12 protein-coding genes are annotated in these 17,683 nt (G+C 62.2%); 5 read left to right on the top strand and 7 right to left on the bottom strand.

Features of this window, described 5'->3' with window-relative positions; all coding sequences use genetic code 11:
• Window positions 1–9: 9 nt before the first annotated feature.
• Window positions 10–1,161 (bottom strand): hypothetical protein, encoded by a 1,152-nt coding sequence (locus VN634_11225; GenBank protein ID HXC51448.1) that lies wholly within the window; start codon window positions 1,159–1,161, stop codon window positions 10–12.
• Between the two features lie 174 nt (window positions 1,162–1,335).
• On the opposite strand from VN634_11225, the gene VN634_11220 reads away from it, so the two are divergent.
• Both VN634_11220 and VN634_11215 read left to right on the top strand, forming a co-directional pair.
• Entirely contained in the window at window positions 1,336–2,256 is a 921-nt protein-coding gene (locus VN634_11220) for an SDR family NAD(P)-dependent oxidoreductase (GenBank protein HXC51447.1), read from the top strand.
• Window positions 2,257–2,350: 94 nt separating this feature from the next.
• Entirely contained in the window at window positions 2,351–3,637 is a 1,287-nt protein-coding gene (locus VN634_11215; protein ID HXC51446.1) for a cytochrome P450, read from the top strand.
• Window positions 3,638–3,655: 18 nt separating this feature from the next.
• Here the strand turns inward: VN634_11215 and VN634_11210 are convergent, their stop codons facing one another.
• From VN634_11210 to VN634_11185, 6 genes are all read right to left on the bottom strand, one after another.
• Complete coding sequence (locus VN634_11210; protein HXC51445.1) at window positions 3,656–4,348, bottom strand: NUDIX hydrolase; 693 nt, start codon at window positions 4,346–4,348, stop codon at window positions 3,656–3,658.
• Window positions 4,349–4,381: 33 nt separating this feature from the next.
• Entirely contained in the window at window positions 4,382–6,220 is a 1,839-nt protein-coding gene (locus VN634_11205; GenBank protein HXC51444.1) for a hypothetical protein, read from the bottom strand.
• 170 nt (window positions 6,221–6,390) lie between these two features.
• Complete coding sequence (locus tag VN634_11200) at window positions 6,391–6,837, bottom strand: hypothetical protein (GenBank protein HXC51443.1); 447 nt, start codon at window positions 6,835–6,837, stop codon at window positions 6,391–6,393.
• Window positions 6,838–6,969: 132 nt separating this feature from the next.
• Entirely contained in the window at window positions 6,970–7,893 is a 924-nt protein-coding gene (locus VN634_11195) for a hypothetical protein (GenBank protein ID HXC51442.1), read from the bottom strand.
• A gap of 206 nt (window positions 7,894–8,099) precedes the next feature.
• Complete coding sequence (locus tag VN634_11190; protein HXC51441.1) at window positions 8,100–9,725, bottom strand: MFS transporter; 1,626 nt, start codon at window positions 9,723–9,725, stop codon at window positions 8,100–8,102.
• Between the two features lie 142 nt (window positions 9,726–9,867).
• Window positions 9,868–10,854, bottom strand: coding sequence for a M12 family metallopeptidase (locus tag VN634_11185; GenBank protein ID HXC51440.1), 987 nt, complete (start codon window positions 10,852–10,854; stop codon window positions 9,868–9,870).
• Between the two features lie 494 nt (window positions 10,855–11,348).
• Between VN634_11185 and VN634_11180 the strand changes: the two genes are divergently transcribed.
• The 3 genes from VN634_11180 (at window position 11,349) to VN634_11170 (ending at window position 17,677) form a co-directional block, all read left to right on the top strand.
• The gene (locus tag VN634_11180; protein HXC51439.1) at window positions 11,349–13,055 is read left to right on the top strand and encodes an alkaline phosphatase D family protein; all 1,707 of its coding nucleotides are present in this window, start codon (window positions 11,349–11,351) and stop codon (window positions 13,053–13,055) included.
• Window positions 13,056–13,071: 16 nt separating this feature from the next.
• Window positions 13,072–14,196 carry a hypothetical protein gene (locus VN634_11175; protein HXC51438.1) on the top strand — a complete coding sequence of 375 codons (1,125 nt, stop codon included), beginning with the start codon at window positions 13,072–13,074 and terminating at the stop codon, window positions 14,194–14,196.
• A 67-nt stretch (window positions 14,197–14,263) separates the two neighbouring features.
• Window positions 14,264–17,677 carry a hypothetical protein gene (locus tag VN634_11170; protein HXC51437.1) on the top strand — a complete coding sequence of 1,138 codons (3,414 nt, stop codon included), beginning with the start codon at window positions 14,264–14,266 and terminating at the stop codon, window positions 17,675–17,677.
• Window positions 17,678–17,683 lie beyond the last annotated feature (6 nt).

The raw sequence follows: 17,683 nt of genomic DNA, 5'->3' as shown, positions 1-17,683 counted from the left end.
ACTGCGAAATCAGTGTCTGTCCCCGATTTCGCGGCGCATGCCTTCGCGATATTCGGCGACCAGCCGCAGCAGCTCCGTTTTTGCCTCGCACCGTTTCACGTACCGCAGCATCTGCTCGACGCTCTCGGTTGCCTCGCGCAATTCCTGGGCATGCTTCTTCAGCTCGGCCAGACCCCAGCGTTCGTCCATGAATGCGACGAAGTGAATCGCCCCGTAGCGGGGATCGCGACTCTCTTCCTCGAGCGATTGCTCCAGACGCGCCGCCTGCTGCCTGAGCGCGGGGATGTAGCGCCGGAGCGCATCGTCCGGGAGTGCTCCGCGCGCACTGTCCCTGGCCAGCCAACGCAGCTCGAGGTCAAGTAGTGCGGTCACGTCGAAGTCGCGGTAGGCCGTGATCGCCCGCTTCATCGACTCTTCCCGGAGTTTACCTTCGTCGCCCGCGACAACGTCGGGATGAAGAACCTTCGCCAGCGAAAGATAGATCTCGCGCAGGCTGCGAGCCGTGGCCGCGCCGCGTCCACGGCGCGCCGCGCGCCCTGCCCGCTTTGTGTTTTCTTCAGGGGACGACTGGGCTGCTGCTCGTTCTCTCTGTTTCAATTCGTGGAAGAACCGCGCCATCGCCTCCGGCGACGTGCCTTCGGGAACGTCGACGTCGATGCCGAAGCGCGACCGCAGGTCGTCGGCCAGCTCGTGCTTCAGGTCGTCAGCCTCCCGGCGCAGCTCCTCGCGGTAGCGAACCTCGGACCATTCGTCGTAGAACGCTTCGGTCCCGGCATCCGGTTTCTCGACGTCGAATGCTTCGCGGCAAAGGTCGACCAGCATCTCGCGCAGCGCGTCTTTCTGTTTGTTTCGAAGTGCCAGCCGTTCGGCGGCGTCAGCCAGCGCACGCGCAAGCTCAACCTGCCTGCGTGCCAGGGCCTGCTCGAGCGGCAGGACCTTTTCGTTGTATCGGTCGAGGAAGCTCTCGAGCTTCGCGCGCTCGGCGGCGATGTCTCGTTCGAGCTCGCCGATGCGCGCCGTCAGACGATTGAAGGCGCGCTCGTCCTTAGAGAGTGGTTTGTCTGCCGCCGGACGGATCGTGAGATCGGAGGATCCCGGCGACGCGGGTGTGTCTTCGGCGCCACCCTGCCGGCCGCCGCCGGTCGTTCCGGCTCTCCGCAAGACCGCCATCGTGAACGGCTATGCGATGCAGCGAAGCGGCTCAACCGCCGTTGGCGATCACACCATTTCCCCTGCAAGCTGCCGCTGTCCGCGACCGCCGTTTTTCATCACTGAAACGACGGAGCCGTGTCGAGCAAAACGTAGCGGCGCGTACCGCTGCACGGAGGAATCAAGATGTCCCTGCTCTCGACAATCAAAGGCCGGCGCGGCGCCAACGGCTTCGGTTATGCTTCGACCGCAGAGGAAGTCACCGACGGCCTCGACCTGCGCGGGCAGAACATCCTCATCACCGGCGTCGGCTCGGGTCTCGGACAGGAAAGCGCCCGCGTGCTGGCAATGCGCGGTGCAACGATCTTCGGCGCCGCGCGCAGCCCTGCGAAGGCGGAGGAGGCGTGCCGCGCGTTCGGAAAGAACGCTGTGCCGCTCGCCTGCGAGCTTTCCGATCCCGACTCGGTCCGTGCATGCGTCGAAACCGTCAAGGGCACGGGCGCAAAGCTCGATGCGATTCTGTGCAACGCGGGAATCATGGCGCTGCCGAAACGAGAGCTTCACTACGGACAGGAGCTGCAGTTCTTCACCAACCACATCGGTCATTTCCTGCTCGTGACGGGCCTCGTCGGCCGGCTTGCGCCGGCGGGGCGAGTCGTGATGCTTTCGAGCGACGCGCACACCATGGCGCCCGCGACCGGTATCCAGTTCGATGATCTTACGTTCGAGAAGGGCTACCGGCCATGGAGAGCCTACGGGCAATCCAAGCTCGCGAATCTCCTGTTCGCGCGATCCCTGGCGCGCCGCTTCGCCGGCACGAAACAGACGGCCAATGCACTGCACCCCGGCGTGATCGCAACCAACCTCGGCCGCCACATGAACGTCATCGCGCGCACTGCCCTCGGCCTGGCTTCGGCGATCGCGCTCAAGAGCATTCCGGAAGGCGCCGCCACCCAGTGCTTCGTAACTGCTCATCCGTCGCTGGCCGGCGTTTCGGGCGAGTATTTCTACGATTGCAACATTGGGAAATCCTCGCGTCATGGACGCGACGCCGCGATGGCGGACCGCCTGTGGTCGGTCACCGAGGAGATCGTCGCGAAGCTCTGAAGCGCCATCCCGTCGCGTATTTTCGTTCGCAATCGATCTGGAGCATGTTCGCGCGCCGCAAGCGCGGCCCGAACAAATTTCAGCGAGACAAACAGTGAACATCAGAAAAAGTCTTACTGCCGACCAGATCGACCTCGACGACCTCCTGTTCTGGGCAATGCCCCTCGAAGATCGCGAGGGCGCTTTCCATACGCTTCGCGAGGAGCGACCGATACCGTTCTTTCGCGAGCACGAGATCCCGGGTTTCCCTATTGAGACCGGTCCCGGCTTCTGGTGCCTGACGCGCCACGAGCACGTGCTGCTCGCCAGCCGCACTCCGGAGATCTTCAGCTCGGCGCGCGGCGCCACGTCGATCCCGGACCTTCCGTCGGACTTCAACGAGTTTTTCGGCGGCATGATCAACATGGACGACCCGCGGCACGCGCGCCAGCGCCGGATCGTCTCGCGAGGTTTCACGCCGCGCGCGCTCGCACGGCTCGAAGCCAGCGTCCAGTCTCGAGCGGCCACCATCATCGATCGCGTGATCGAGAAAGGCGCGTGCGACTTCGTAGCCGACATCGCGGCGCCGCTTCCGCTCGAAATCATCTGCGACCTGATGGGAATTCCGGCCGACCTCTCGGCGATGGTCTTCGAGCAGACCAACATCATCCTCGGCATCGGCGATCCCGAATTCACCTCCAACGGCGAGGACGCGATGATGGCGATCATGGGCGCGGGCGCGAACCTGGCCCAGCTGATGCGCGATCTGGCCGAAGAGCATCGGCGCCGGCCGAAAGACGACCTGACGTCGGCGCTTCTCGACGCCAGCCAGGAAGACGGCGCGCTGACCGACGAAGAATTGTGCTCGTTCTTCATCCTGCTCGTGGTCGCCGGCAACGAGACCACGCGAAACTCGATCAGCCACGGCATGAAGGCGCTTTGCGACTATCCGGACGAGCGCGCGCGCTGGGCCGCGGACTTCGACGGCATGGCAAAGACCGCAGTCGAAGAGATCATCCGCTGGGCGAGCCCGGTGATTCACATGCGGCGTACGTGCACGCAGGACACGGTGGTCGGCGGCCAGAAGATGGCTGCCGGTGACAAGGTCGTGCTCTGGTACAACTCGGCGAACAGGGACGACGCCGTTTTCCGCGATCCGTACCGGTTCGACGTCGGGCGCACGCCGAACGAGCACGTCGGATTCGGCGGGCCCGGGCCGCATTTCTGCCTCGGGGCGAACCTGGCCCGCCGCGAGATCCTCGTGATGTTCCGCGAGATTTTCCGCAGGCTGCCGGATCTCGAGATCACCGGCGAGCCGAACCGGCTGGTCTCGTACTTCATCAACGGCATCAAGCGGATGCCGTGCGAGTTCACGCCGGGGCGTGTGGCCAGGGTGGCCTGAAGCCGCAGCTCGCCCGCTTCAGTCGCGGACCGGGCGACGCGACCAGCGCAGGAACGGCGCGTCCACGTTCTCGCCGGCAAGCCGGCGCCGCACCTCCCCGATCACGAAGCGCGTGACCATCGGCAGGTCGAGCTCTTCGGCCTGTTCGAGCTCGAACCATTCGACGTGCAGCAGCTCTTCGCCGCTCGCGTGCGGCCTCTCGTCGAGCAGCACCTTTTCGGCTTCGGCAAGAAAGAAGCGTGCATCGAAGCGCCGCGGCCTTCCCGGCGGCGTGATCGCACGGCCCACGAAGTTAAATTGCGCGAGATCGGGCGCCGCGCCGTGGCTCGCGTAGTCGGACCATGCCGGCGGCACGCGCCCTTGCAGCGCGCCGGCCCTGCCGACAACGAGCCCGGTTTCCTCGAACGTCTCTCGCACCGCAGCCAGTGCGAGCGCACGCGGATGCCTTCGAACTCTTCCCGCGGAAAGTTGCTGTGCGATCTCCGGACGAAGCTCGCTTGCTGCCGGTGCGCGCAGGTCGGCGCGATCGACGCGCCCGCCCGGGAAAACCCATTTATCCGGCATGAACACGTGGCCGCGCGAGCGCTGGCCCATCAGGATTCGCGGCTTCGCTCCGTCGCTGCGGACCAGGATCAGCGTGGCCGCGTCTCTCGGGCGAATCGTACGCGCAGGTTTTTCTTTCGGCTCGGAAGCAGGACGCGACTCGGACATCATCTGCTCTTCACGACGCCGCCCCTGAGCGCGTCACTTCGACATCGAAGCCTTGCCCGACTTTCCCTGCGTCGCCTTGTACGTCACCGTGACAGTGCCGTACGCAACCGAGCTCCCAAGCGTTACAGCAACCGGAAGTACCCATCGCTCTCCATCACCCGTAGTCGTCTTCTCAGAGATCCCGCTCGTCTCCAACCCGCCGTTGAGCGGAGCCAGCTTGATCCCGTACTTGACGACAGGACCCGTCATCGACGACGTCTTGAACAACACCTTGCTGTTCGCCGAGGAGCCGTGTCCACCGCTATCGAGATTGAGATGGTCGGAGTGACCGGCAACGTAAACGCCCAGCCTCGAGCTGTCCGGCGTGAAGCCGGACGGCAACGTGAGGCCGCCCGCAAACTTGAGGGAGTCGCGGCCGCTGCTCTTGAAATTCAGCCTGATCGACATCTTGCTCACACTCAGTGCTTCGTGGAGCAGCGTGGGCGTATCCGCAGGGTCGGCGGGATCCGTCTCCGCGAGCGTTTCGATCACGTCGGACACGCCGTCGTCGTCGGTATCGAGCGACGTGAGGCCGAAGACCCCGAAGCGCGAAGTGTTGCCGAGATCGTCGGTCAGGGTTGCCGACAGATTCTCCCCGCTCGTGCCATCGACATCGGTAGTCCAGGCGCCGCTCAGCACATCCTTGCGCCCGAGAAACGCCCCGCCCTGATCGGACGGATCATTGAAGACCTCGATGCCGCCATTGGCCGGCGTCGTCCCCGTGAGTCGAAGCGCTACTCCCGAACCGGTCGAGCCGGCGCCGATTTCCTGGACGCTGGTGATGTTGGGCGGCCGGACCGCATCGTTGCTGCCGTCGAAGAGCGCGATTCCGCCGCGGATGTTCTTGCCTATCCGGTTGCCTTGCACCGAATTGCGTCTGCTTCCCGTCGCACGAACCTCGACGCCGTTGCCGCCGTTGAACCCGATGACATTCGACTCGCCCGAACTGTCACCGCCTACCTTGGTGCTTTGCGTACCGCGCGACAGGAAGACACCGGCGCTGCCATTGCCGGCGGTCGAAGTGCGACCCGGGATCGGGCCGTCGATTGCACCCGTCGTACCGATCACGTTTCCAATGACGACGTTGTCGTCGGTGCCGGCGTCGGAAAGCGTAATCCCTTCGAACGTGTTGCCGCTGATCACGTTGGCTTCCGCGGCGACCACGCTGCCGATCGTATTGGCATGGGCGCCGCCTTGAACGATCATGCCCGCAACGTTCGGCATCGGCGCCGCGCCGGACGCGTCCAGACCGATCCAGCAGCCCTTTACGGTGTTGCCGGTGCTGCCGCCGCCCGAGATCTCGATGCCGAACGAGCCGCATGCGGAGATGCGCATTCCCTGCCCGTTCGGTCCGATGCCGGTCGAACGTGGTCCGCCGATCGTGTTCGATGCCGCATCGGTGATCCGGATTCCCGAGCTGCTGAATCCGACGATGGTCAGACCCAGGACCTGGTTGTTGCTCGATGTCATGTCGATGCCCACCGAGCTGCCTGCCGCTGAGCCGTTGATGGTCACCCGGCGGTCGGACGCATCGATCGTGACGTTTCCGTCGTCGAGGGCGGGAAGCGGATCCTGCACGTTGATCGTGGTCTCAGCATTTGAATTCGTGAGATCGAAGACGTCCGGGTCGAACGTAATCGTGTCGCCGGCGATGACCCGCGTCATGCAGTCGCGAAGCGAGCCTGCCACCGGTGGCAGGCTCGCGTTGGTATCGAGCGTGTTGTCGACGACGCAGGTCGTGCTGCTCGGCCCGGCGATGACCGCCGATGTCGTCCACAAAGAAGCGCCGAGGATGGCAGAGTGCAGCCAGATGTTCCGCTTCGAGATCTTCATGAGTGATCCTCCCAGAGAACGGACGTCTTGTTCGCTGCGCGGGTTCTAGGGAGTTGCCGGGGTTCAGTCCAGTGCGGAATCGCATTCCGGGCCTGCAATCTGCAGTCTCAGCGACGCGACCTCCTTCACACTTGCAAAGGAAAGGTGCGCCAGAACGGGATCGACATTTCTCAGCGCCCACCCGATGCGGTACTTCGCCCACTTCTCGCGCTGCTCAGCGCCTGATCGATGATGCGGTCCGTGCATTGATCGAAGTACTCTCGCAGCTCGCGTTCGAACTCGCGGAACTGCGGCCAGAGGACTTCATCGGCGAAACGCCGGGAGACCCGTGCGGTAATGACGTTGCGTCGCTGGCCGCGGCGCCGGTAAGGCGCGATTCCGTGGTGCCGCAGCAGCGCGAAGAGCAGACGCTGGGACCACGGATCCGCGAGCGAGAACCGGTATTCGACGGGCGGATCCTCGTAGATCGACGCATGCGCAATCGATTCGCCGAGGCGTTTCAGGATGCGGTCGCGCGCATGGGCTGCCGCGTCGCGTTCGCCGTCGGTCCCGGGCCGCGAGAACAGCGCCTCGATGCGCCGAAGTTTTTCGATGAGCCGCTGTTCGTCGGTCGTCACGTGCTTCCTCTCTCGGGAAGCCGCGATCGTGCAGCGGCAGCGACGCATCGGCAATGACGCAGGTGTGCTGAAACCGGGGCCGGCCCGGTTTCAGCACCAGGCGCTTGCCGGTGACTGTTCGTTCGTCGAGGGCTACGCCTTCTCGGCGTGTGTCCGCCAGATGAACGAATATACGTCCATGAGATCGCGAGGCTCCTGACCGGCTGCCGTCAGCGCATCGCGAGTCCTCGTGGCGACCTCGGCGAAGTCGCGATATCCGGAAGCGGTCACCGGCTGCGATTTTTCGACCGACATGCCGAGAGTGGCCGACTGGGTCGCAAAAGCTGTGGGCTTTACGCAGACGCATTCGTTCGGCCGCACATACGCCGCGAAGATCGTCGCCAGCGGCCACGACGCCGCCTTCGGCTCGCCTTTCTTGTCCTTCATGTGGATTGCGCCGACGAACGCCTGCAGGCGGCTGCCGTACTCGCCTTCGCCGTACAGCAGATCCTTCAGGGCGGTCACTGTCGATGCCCGATTCTCGTCATCCATGGCCGCGAACGGAATGGGGCCTTCCATCGGGAACACGATGCTCGTTGCCTGCAGGACCTTCTTTGCGCTGTCGAACAGCGCCGCCGCTTCGACAGTTTCGAAGCGCTCGAGAGAAAGCTCCTGCTGCGCGAGGGCGATGGCCGCTTCCTTGTAGCCGAATTTTCCCTTTGCCCCGAGAACTCCACGCTCTTCGGTCGTGAAGACGTCACCGAGGAAACCGCCGGGAAAAATCTTCTCGAAGAACGCGATCTGTTCGTCGATCGACGCGAATCGCGCCTTGGCTGCCGCAGGAGTGCGAACGCGTGCGACGCTCGTCGTCCGAAGGTCGGATCTGGAGTGGCGTGCGAACGCCTTGATCTCGAGCGCGGTCAGATCCGACGGCGAAAGCGTCACGGGCACCAGAGTCGTTGCCAGGCTCTTGACGAACTTTCGCTCACCGCCGTGCTCGAAGTACATCTCCCAGTGCAGCGGCAGGTCGCGCACCACGAGACCTGCGCCCCAGCCCGGTTGGCTTTCCAGTCTCATCACTAAAGTTTTGGGGGTCGCTGCAGATCTCGGGGTAGGTGTAAGCATCCCTACGTTGTCCTCTCAACTTGCTCCGGTGTCCATCCGGCTTGCTTTGTCTCGGCGACGGCGTAGCGCGCCACGATCTCCACGAACGCATGGTCGATATCGTTGCTGCTGCCGGCAGCTTCTGCAATTCGTCTGTAAGCGCAGCGTCTTATGAGGTTTCAACCCATTATCGCGTGAATGCGGTGCATGACGAGCGGTGCACCGGGGCCGAGATGAAATGCAGTCGCGACTGCCTGCACCTCGCGATCGGCTTTGGTCATTCGCTCGTGCTGGCGCATGTGCTCGATCCACGAAGCCACGACGAAACTTTCCAGATAATTTCCCGGGTGCGCAGGATCCGACCACAGCGCCCAGCGAATCGCACCATCGCGGCGGCGAATGCGGCGAAGACTCGCCATGCTCCGCACGAAGTCGCGCGTATTGGCGGGATCGATCCGGTACTCGATCGTGACGAGCACGGGGCCGTCGTTGGGTGACGGTTCTTCGGCGAAATCGGAGACCCATGCTGTAGGTGCGGGCCTCAGGTCGATCGGCCCTGCGTCGGGAAGACGCACGAATCTGCCAACGGCAAGGCTGCCGATGAGGCTCACGGCCGCGGCATCGAGCGCAAGCGGCACGCCGACTCTTCCTGCGAGCCATCCCCAGCAGATGCTGCCGGTGGCAATGCCGCCGAAGATGCACAGAAGATTGAGCGACAGTGCGCGTGCGCGAACCCAGGCCGGAACAGAATTCTGCGCCGAGACGTTCACGGTAGACGCCGCTGCAATCCAGGCCATGCCGGCCGGCAGAAGCAGCAAACCGACCGCAAGCGGCTTCGTCACGTGCGCAATCGCAAAGCAGCTGAGCGCGAAGACGAGGCTTGCGGCGATGACGATCGAATCCGGCGTGACGCGGTTGCGGATCTTCGGAAGGATCAGGGCACCGCCGACCGAGCCGAGCCCCATGCTCCCGAGAAGAAGACCATATCCGTGCGGGCCGAGATGGAGCTGTTCGCGGGCGAGCAGTGGAAGCAGCGCCCACACTACGCTCGCGCCGAATGTGAACGCCGCGCCGCGCGCCATCACCGCATGCAGTGCCGGCGCGTGGCGGGCGTAGCGAAGACCCGCGCGCATCGCGCCGCGAAGGTCCTCCGGCGGAAGCAGGCTTTCGCGTTCCGCCGCGTGCCAACGCGACAGCACGACGATCGTGCCGAGGAACGATGCCGCATTGAGCAGGAAGTTGAAGCCCGGCCCGGCGGCAGCAACGACGATGCCGCCGAGCGCCGGACCGATGGCTCGCGACAGGTGGAATCCCATCGCGTTCAGCGAAATCGCCGAGAGCAACTCGGCGCGCGGCACGACATCCGGCACGATCGCCTGAAAAGCTGGAGCCGTGAGCGCGCCTCCGGTGCCGATGAGGAACGTCAGCGCAAGAAGCAATGCTGGCGTCATCGCGCCCGACATCGTGATCGCGGCAAGCGCCAGCGCGGTGGCAACCATTGCCGTCTGGGTTGTCAGCAGCAGCTTTCTTCGGTCGACGACATCGGCGAGTGCGCCGGCCGGGATCGACAGGAGCAGGACCGGCAGCGTCGTCGCGACCTGGACCATCGCAACCCACAGCGGTGAAGGCGCAAGCGACGTCATCAGCCACGACGCGCCGACGTCCTGCATCCATGTTCCGATGTTGGAGACGACGGTGGCGATCCAGAGCCAGCGGAAGAGCGTGTGGCCGAGCGGAGTCCAGAGGGTTGGCGCGGAGGGTGTCAGCGCATCGACGGGCGCGGGGTCGCTTAGTCCGGGGGGCATCAAGCCCAACGGTTGGCCGTGGCCGTGCGGAAGGCAAGCGCGGGCGTACTCACTCCCGTTTCGAACCTCTGCTGGGCGACAGTGGCGAGCTACGCGGCAACGGCTTTACGAACAGACGCCGCTGGAAACCGATGGCGCGCGGCTATGAGACCAATACGGAAGTCATTCCCGATTGTCCCGGATAGTACAGCCGGAGGCGTACATAGTAGGTGCGACCCGCGAACAGCTTGTAACAGATGCTCGCGTTGCGATTTTCGCCGCTGTCATCGTCAGCCGTAAGATATCGAGGCTGGCCCGAAATTTCCTCAAAGAGCGCAAGCAGAGTGTCGGAAGCTCCTTTGGTCGCGATCGTATACTTGCGCGATTCCTGCGGACGAATCACGAAATCGACCTGCTGGCCCGCTGCAAGCTCGATGGCGGCCGACTGGAACGGCTCGAGAACGGATGGCTGCGACGTGGCGCCGGGGTACCATTTCTGCGCCCAGGACTTGTCGGCATTCGAAAGCTTGCCCGGCGGATAGAGGCCCTTCTCATCGTATTGCTGGGGCTCGTCAATCAGACCGGGCTCGAATTCGTATTCCATGATCGAATCCGGATCCCATGTTGAGCCCTGCACCTGCTGCGTGCTCAGCTTTTCGAGGATGTTGTGAAAGGTCTTCTCACGCGACCAGCTGTTCGGCGGCTGCGCAAGCGAGGTGTACACGGCTTCCTCGTGCCACGTGATCCCGGCGAACGGATTCTGGTGCTCGTGCTCCATGCCAAGCACGTGTCCTAACTCGTGGAGCGCAGTTCCTCTGCCGTACGGAGTAGTCAGATCCCATCCGTAGACCGTGGTTGGCTGATTGAGAGGGACGTCGAGAACATCGCGGCCCACCGCGGATGCAGAGCTTCCGTCGGCAGTCGAATAGCCAATTCGTACCTCGGCTTCGCTCAGTTTTTTTACTTCTTGAAAATCCAGACCGATGCCGGCGGACTTCCAGACGGCAAACGCCTGTCGAACCGCATCCGCCTGAGTCTTGGGAACTGCGTAACGCGAGCTGCCGGTAAAGAAGCAGTAGTGCAGTACAGTTCCGTTGGCCCATTTCGATCGCGTCGACAGGATGGCCGCGGCACGACGCGGATCCATCATTACAGAATCCGATAGCTGCGGTGTGGCCCGGGCGGCATTCCCGCAAAGCGGCTTCATCGCGTTCTTCTTTCGAGTGGCCTTTCTGACGGTCGTTTTTTTTCGGGGGCGCGCCATAAAAGGTCCTCCACCATACTTGGGACTGCGCTGCGAATCGTAGGACTTCTCCCGAAAGCGTGTCAACGAATCGCCATCGTCGATTACAAAAGTTTGTCGACGTGGGTAAGCGCGGTCACTGTTCCCGGCACGGTTCGCGCTCTGTTTGATGCACCGTGGGCGTCGCCCATGCACAATGCGCGACGGCTCTTGAAGCCAGGTCTTTTCCGCAACGCGCTCACGATGCCAATGCGTGTCGCGTGATCGTCGTCACCTCGCGAACGCTCCACGCCGTCCGTTTTCTTGACAGAGGTAGTTCGTTCTCTCACGGTTGCGCCGCTCGAGGGGAATACCGCGTTTCTTTTCTGCGCTCTCGAGACAACCAGAAGCGAGACCTCCGAATGTCAGCACTTCGCCCACCGGGACTCGGCCCCATCGTCGGACATACGACCGAGAGCTCCTGCCGTCTGTGGATCCAGGCGAACAATCCAATGGATCTGGCACGCAGCGCTGCTGCGGATCGGCGCACTGTCGGTGTCATTGGCCTGCTCTCTGGTGAGAGGAAAATCCTCAAGGCTTACTATTTTCGGCTGCAGCGCGAGTTCGATCGTACTGGTATATTTACGCTCGGAGAGGACGTTGCGCTCGGTCGTCACGAGAGTGACGGAGTCGCGCCCGCCGAGATAGACAAGCCGTACAAGCTCAGGCCGGATAGCGAGTATGTCGTCCGCATGGCTACTCTCTCGGTCGACGATCCGAGGCCGGACGACGACTCGCCGAGCGATGCGGAGATCGCAAAGCGTCTTCCCGACATCGAGAACATCCAGGACATGCTCCTCGGCAAGGAACTGGACGACTACGAAGTCACGTTCCGCACTTTCCCCGACAAAGACAGTATCCAGGACAAGGTCTCGTTCCTTCTGGGTTCGTGCAGGTACCCGGGTCTGCTCTGGAAGATAAAGGAAGCCGACCGCATTTTCGGACCGATGCTGTCGCATTTCGACAGCGGACCGGACGCCGCGCGCTTCACACTGATGATCGGCGATCAGGTGTACGCAGATACGCTCAACCGCCTGTTACCCGTCGGGCGCGCCGATACGTACGAGGAATTCCAGGAGCGCTACCAGACCGCATTCGGCTCGCCGAACATGCGGCGTCTGCTGCGCACATCTCCGACATACATGATGCTCGACGACCACGAGATCGAAGACAACTGGACGCAGGATCAACTGCGGGATGCCGGGAAGCATCGTCTTTTCAACTACGCGATCGGCGCCTACATGAGCTACGAGTGGAGTCACAGCCCTCGTACGTGGGGACGGCTTCTCTATTACAAATTCGACTGTGGAGGTTATCCGTTCTTTGTACTCGATACCCGAACGCAGCGCTTCAAGGATGATGCCGAGGGACTCGAAGACAACCACATGCTTGGCCGGCCGCAAATCGACCGGCAGCATCTTGGTCAGCTGCAGCAGCTGCTCAACTGGCTGAGCGACCAGCAGAAGCTGCGCGGTAATGTTCCGAAGTTCATCGGCTCCTCGAGCGTCTTCGCTCCAAACGCGATGGACGAGCGCCTTTCGGGCGAGGGCGTTCCAAATCTTTTCAGAGGAAATGAAAAGCGCAGGGGAGACAGCGATTCGTGGCCGGCGTATCCGCGCACACGACAGGCCATCCTGCAGCACATCGTCGACAATCACATCGAGAATGTCGTTTTTCTGACCGGAGACATTCACTGCGCAAACATTGCGCGCATGGAAATCGAGGTGAATGCGAAACAGCCTGCAGCCAGGTCGCTTGGGTTACATCTGTACGACATAACCTCGTCCGCGTTTTACTGGCCATTTCCCTTTGCCGACGGCGATCCGAACAACTACGTCCACGATTCGCGGGCTCCGGGTCAGTTCGACGTCTTTCCTCTGAACGATGGCGAGATGCATTACACGTCGTGGGCCTATACGCAGGAGGACAACTTCTGCCGCATCTACGTCGATCGGCCTACGAGCGCGCTGACCGTCCAATACTTCGACAGGAACGGAAAACTTCTCGGCGTTACAGGGAAAGACGAAGGTTACACGGATACGAACGTCCTGCCTCTCGCCCGATGGTAGCCGCGGAACGCCGACGATGAACGATCATCCCGTCATTCTGGTACCTGGGTTGCTTGGCTGGGGCCCGGACGAGCTCTTCGGTCTCCCGTACTGGGGCGTCGCACAGAAGCTGAACACTACGCTCCGGAAGTTCGTCGCGATGCTCGGCCCCGTCAGCAGCTCACACGACCGGGCATGCGAGCTCGCCTATCAGATCAAAGGCGGACGAGTCGATTTTGGAAGCGCCCACGCGCGCACCGAGGGACATTCCCAGTTCGGACGCACATACTCCACGCCGTTTCATCCGCAGTGGTCCGAAAGCAACCCGGTGCACCTGGTCGGACACAGCATGGGTGCGCCGACGATCTGGCTGCTGCAGCATCTGCTCGCAAGCGATTTTTTCGGCTGGGGATCGAATGCGAACTGGGTCAAGTCGCTCACCAGCATTTCGGGAGTATTGAACGGCAGCACGGCTACCTACTTCTTCGGGGCAGACGAGCGAACCGGTCTGCTGCACGATTTCAGCATCGGGCACTTCCTGTCGAGTGCGATCGAGCTGCAGGTGCGAGTGGCGGGAGACCTCTTCGACCGTCTTTACGATTTCCAGCTCGATCAATGGGGCATCGATTCGGGCCAGCCGCTCGATCGGCTGATGGCTCAGCTCGCACGCTCTCCCATGTTTCGAGGCAGGGATCACGGCGCATACAGCCTGACCATCCAGGCATTGCTCGAGCAGAACGCCGTGTGCCGGACAAATCCAGACACATTCTACTTCTCCTACGCCACGGAGCAGACCGCGGAGGGCTTGTTCGGCGGGTACCATCATCCGGAATTCTGGATGAATCCTTTCCTGTTCCCGACCGCTTTCTACATGGGTCGGGCGTCGTATGCGCATCCGTTCTATCCGGAGTTCCGCGCCAGCGACTGGTGGCACAACGACGGGCTCGTTTCGGTCTATTCGCAGCTCTACCCACGCATCAGCGGCAATCATCCGGTTGGCGGCCCGATCAGCGATCTCTCGAGCACGTCTCCAGGTCGCTGGTATCACGAGATTGTCGAACACACCGACCACGGAGACATCGTACTTTTCCCCGAGCCTGATCAGATCAAACCACAGCGGCGCTTCTATCGGCGGCTGTTCGATCGGCTCTCGGAGTTGTGAACGGCTGGCGGCCGCCCGACCGGCCCAGACCACGGACCAACGAGCGAGATGCGGAGAACAATCAACAATGAAGCGTAGTCAGGAAACATCGGGACGCAGCACAACTCGCAGCCGGCGACAGAACATCTGCGGCCTCGGAAAACAGGCGTTCGTGCTTCTGTTTGTCTTCACGCTTTACGGATGCGGGCCGGACGACGCCAGGGACGAGCTACTCTCGCAGAAGACACTTCACGGTACTCCCGTCACGCAGCGAGGGATCAAGGCGTCCGGTGACGATCCGAAGGAGGTCATGGACAAGCTGGTTGCGACGTTTCCAGCCGAGCCCCGCGATCTGCTCTGGCAGATGGATCAGGTCTGGGATCCCAAAGAGGGTAAGCTCGAGCCGATCGATTTCGACGAGAATGGCGATGGCGTTGTCGACAACGAGGAACGCAACGCGATCCGCGGGCGCAACACGTGGCTGGTGTGGGGTGCAGGCGACGAGGTGTTCTGGAACTGGCTGCAGCAGGAGGGGTACGGGCTTACAGATCTGATGATCCTGCTGGATTCGCGGCAGCGCGATACTCGTTTCAAAAGAACGGGCCTGATCAATCAGCCAGGATTCAAGTCCACCACGGAGAAGCAGAAGAAAATCCTCGGCCTCTATCTGGACCAGGAGCAGAAGCCCGGCTCCGCGCTGCTCAAGCCATACGACCCCAACCGGGAAGCGGATTCGGAAACGAACCGATACAAGCCGTACGACGCGTCCACCAATGCTCAAGCTTACCAGCCGTCGACGCAGTACGATCCGTACCAATCGGAGGCCGAGGCCGAGCGTTACGATGCGCGTGGCCGGGAGTTGCGGGAGCCGGTCCCACGCCCGGTGCATTCGGGACAGTACCCCACTCCGCTCTTCACTCCGTGGAAGACCGAGAAGGAGGCCGACCCGTCCAACCCGAAGCCCTTCGACAACTACATTCCGGACCGCGTAAGAAAACAGCTCGTACAGGACGGTTTCGATCCCTCCGTTTACGGCTATCCGAGCGGCATTTTCGGATTGCGGCTTTTCCTCAATCCCGATTTCTTCGCGAATACCGAAGCGGCTGAAGAGGCGCGCAAGTATTGGAAGCAGAAAGTCGAGGACACCAACGACCGGTACTACATAGATTCGACACTCAGTTCCGATCCGAGCCTGGTGCGTCCCTTCCGCGTCAGCATGTCGTGCGGTTTCTGCCACATCGGGCCACATCCTCTCAACCCGCCCGCGGATCCGGAACATCCCGAATGGGAGAATCTGTCCGGAATCATCGGCGGGCAGTACTGGGATCCACAACCGGCGTTTGCCACGCTCCTGCAGAGATCGAACTTCCTGTATCACTTCCTTCGGAGCCAGGCGCCCGGGACGATCGACACGTCTCTCGTCAGTACGGACCAGATCAACAACACGAACGTGATCAACGCGGTGTTCGACGTTCCCGCGCGACTGAAGCGTGCGCTCGAGAAGCCTACCGAGCGCCAGAGCGACGCGAATCTCCTTCTGCGCAGCCTCGAGGACAACGGCAGCACGAGTAAAGACCGGCATTTTGCGACGGTTTTATTTCCCGGCGAGGACTCTGTCGGCGTCTTCGGGGCGCTCGCGCGAGTACCGCTGAACATCGGCCTGTTCGGCGAGCAGTGGCTGCGAATCGACAATCCCGTCATCGGGTTCACGCCGCAGCGGCCCTTCAGTGTCGCTTCGAACCTGAGCAACTCGGTCAACTGGAACGTAAACGACCGTTACCGCGTCAAATACATGGCGGACTTCTTCCAGGTCGGCAGCAAGGGCATCCGGCCAAAAAGCACGGCACCGATGCTTCTCCGGCACGCAGGTGATGCCGGCATCGCAGAGCTCGGGCCGGACGACGAGCGACGCCGGAATGGTCGCGAAGTATTCATCGACCATTGCGCGATCTGTCACTCGAGCAAGCAACCGAGGGGATTCGACCTCGGTTTCAGTCGCAAGATCGACGTGGAGTGGGACAAAGCGCCCGTTCCTGGCGACGGTCCGGCACGCCTTCACTACACACTCCCGTCGGACTATGCCGACTGGGAGAAGTTCAAACGCAGCCCGGCTTACCATGACTACGTCAGGCAGCTGCGTCAGATCGATGACCTGCTGAAACCTGCACCCGACGGAAGTATCGAAGCGACCGATCCATTCCTCAAGGACAACTACCTGTCGAACGAGCTGCGCGTTCCCATCACGCTCGTCGGCACGTATTCCGGTCGCGCGATGGCCACCAACGCCATGAGCGGCCAGGTCTGGGACAATTTCTCCTCGGATTCGTTCAAGGCACTGCCTTCGGTCGGTGCAATTCGTTACTACAACCCTTACAGCACGGCAGCAGCGATCGACGAGTATGGGAACAACGCGACCTACAGCGACGGCCGGACAATGGGCGGGCCGGGATATCTGCGTCCACCGTCACTGATCAGTGTCTGGGCCACGGCTCCGTATTTCCACAACAACGAGCTGGGCATCTACACTCACGATCCGTCCGTCAAAGGTCGGCTCGAAGCGTTCCACGATGGCATTCGCAAGCTCCTCTGGAACAAGGAACGTGCATCGAAGCCCGGTGATCCATACCGGCGCCCTGGCGACCTGCGTTCTGACGACGACACGAGCGGCAAAGGCGGCGTGCCTCAACCGGCGGCGGGCGATCCGGGATTCATTTACAGATTGCCAAACGACAGCGAGATTTCGTTCGCTCCGCCGTTCATCCGTCCGCTGATCGTCGGGATTCTTTCCGGGTATCTCGGTCGCGTCGGCGGATGCATCGCATTCGGGTTTCTGAGCTGGGGACTCTGGCTCGCACTGGCGGCATTTTTCGTGGTTGGCGTGATGCGCGGCCGCGCTCGCCATGTCGGCATACTCGTCCTTTCCCTCGCGATCGTTCTGGCGGTCGTTCTCGGTGTGACGGGGGCCGGCGGTTACGGCGGTACGACGGCTGGGGCGATCATGATGCTCGGAGCGGAAACGCTGCTGTCGATGTCGTCCTTGTGGCTGTGGGTTGCCGTGGGCGTGCTTCTCGTCGTCGGACTCTGGTTACTGCTGACGAGTCAGGAATGGAGAGTCTTTACGCGAGGCGTCTTCGCGACGCTCTCGGTGGCCACACTCGCCGCCGGCATCTTCGTACACGGATTTCTCAACGGACAATACGACGGCATCAAAATCGGCCCACTACCGCGTGGGACACCCGTCAACCTTCTGATGAACATCGACCCGGAAAAGACCGACAAGCTCCCCGCAGCAATCGTGGCGCTCGTACGTGGAATGTCGGAGGTCAGGAAGCAAGGCCTCACGGGCGACAAGGCATACAAAGTATTCAGCGACATCGCCGGGGCACCACTGATGGCTGCAAGCAAAGTGCCGGATTTCGTCGTCGACCGTGGGCACTACTTCGGCGAGAAACTGAGCGACGACCAGAAGAATGCCCTGATCGCATTCCTGGAAACGATCTGAGCTTCC

It is taken from the genome of Candidatus Limnocylindrales bacterium, assembly GCA_035571835.1.
GTDB lineage: Bacteria > Desulfobacterota > Binatia > UBA1149 > CAITLU01 > DATNBU01.
Note: the sequence above shows the minus strand (reverse complement) of the source record. Positions and strands in the feature narration are given on the sequence as shown.

Excerpts from the sequence above, each read along its gene's own strand:
- VN634_11220 (HXC51447.1), top strand. The coding sequence starts at position 1,336 with ATGTCCCTGCTCTCGACAATCAAAGGCCGGCGCGGCGCCAACGGCTTC.
- VN634_11210 (HXC51445.1), bottom strand. The coding sequence starts at position 4,348 with ATGTCCGAGTCGCGTCCTGCTTCCGAGCCGAAAGAAAAACCTGCGCGT.
- VN634_11205 (HXC51444.1), bottom strand. The coding sequence starts at position 6,220 with ATGAAGATCTCGAAGCGGAACATCTGGCTGCACTCTGCCATCCTCGGC.
- VN634_11195 (HXC51442.1), bottom strand. The coding sequence starts at position 7,893 with ATGAGACTGGAAAGCCAACCGGGCTGGGGCGCAGGTCTCGTGGTGCGC.
- VN634_11190 (HXC51441.1), bottom strand. The coding sequence starts at position 9,725 with ATGCCCCCCGGACTAAGCGACCCCGCGCCCGTCGATGCGCTGACACCC.
- VN634_11185 (HXC51440.1), bottom strand. The coding sequence starts at position 10,854 with ATGATGGATCCGCGTCGTGCCGCGGCCATCCTGTCGACGCGATCGAAA.
- VN634_11180 (HXC51439.1), top strand. The coding sequence starts at position 11,349 with ATGTCAGCACTTCGCCCACCGGGACTCGGCCCCATCGTCGGACATACG.
- VN634_11175 (HXC51438.1), top strand. The coding sequence starts at position 13,072 with ATGAACGATCATCCCGTCATTCTGGTACCTGGGTTGCTTGGCTGGGGC.
- VN634_11170 (HXC51437.1), top strand. The coding sequence starts at position 14,264 with ATGAAGCGTAGTCAGGAAACATCGGGACGCAGCACAACTCGCAGCCGG.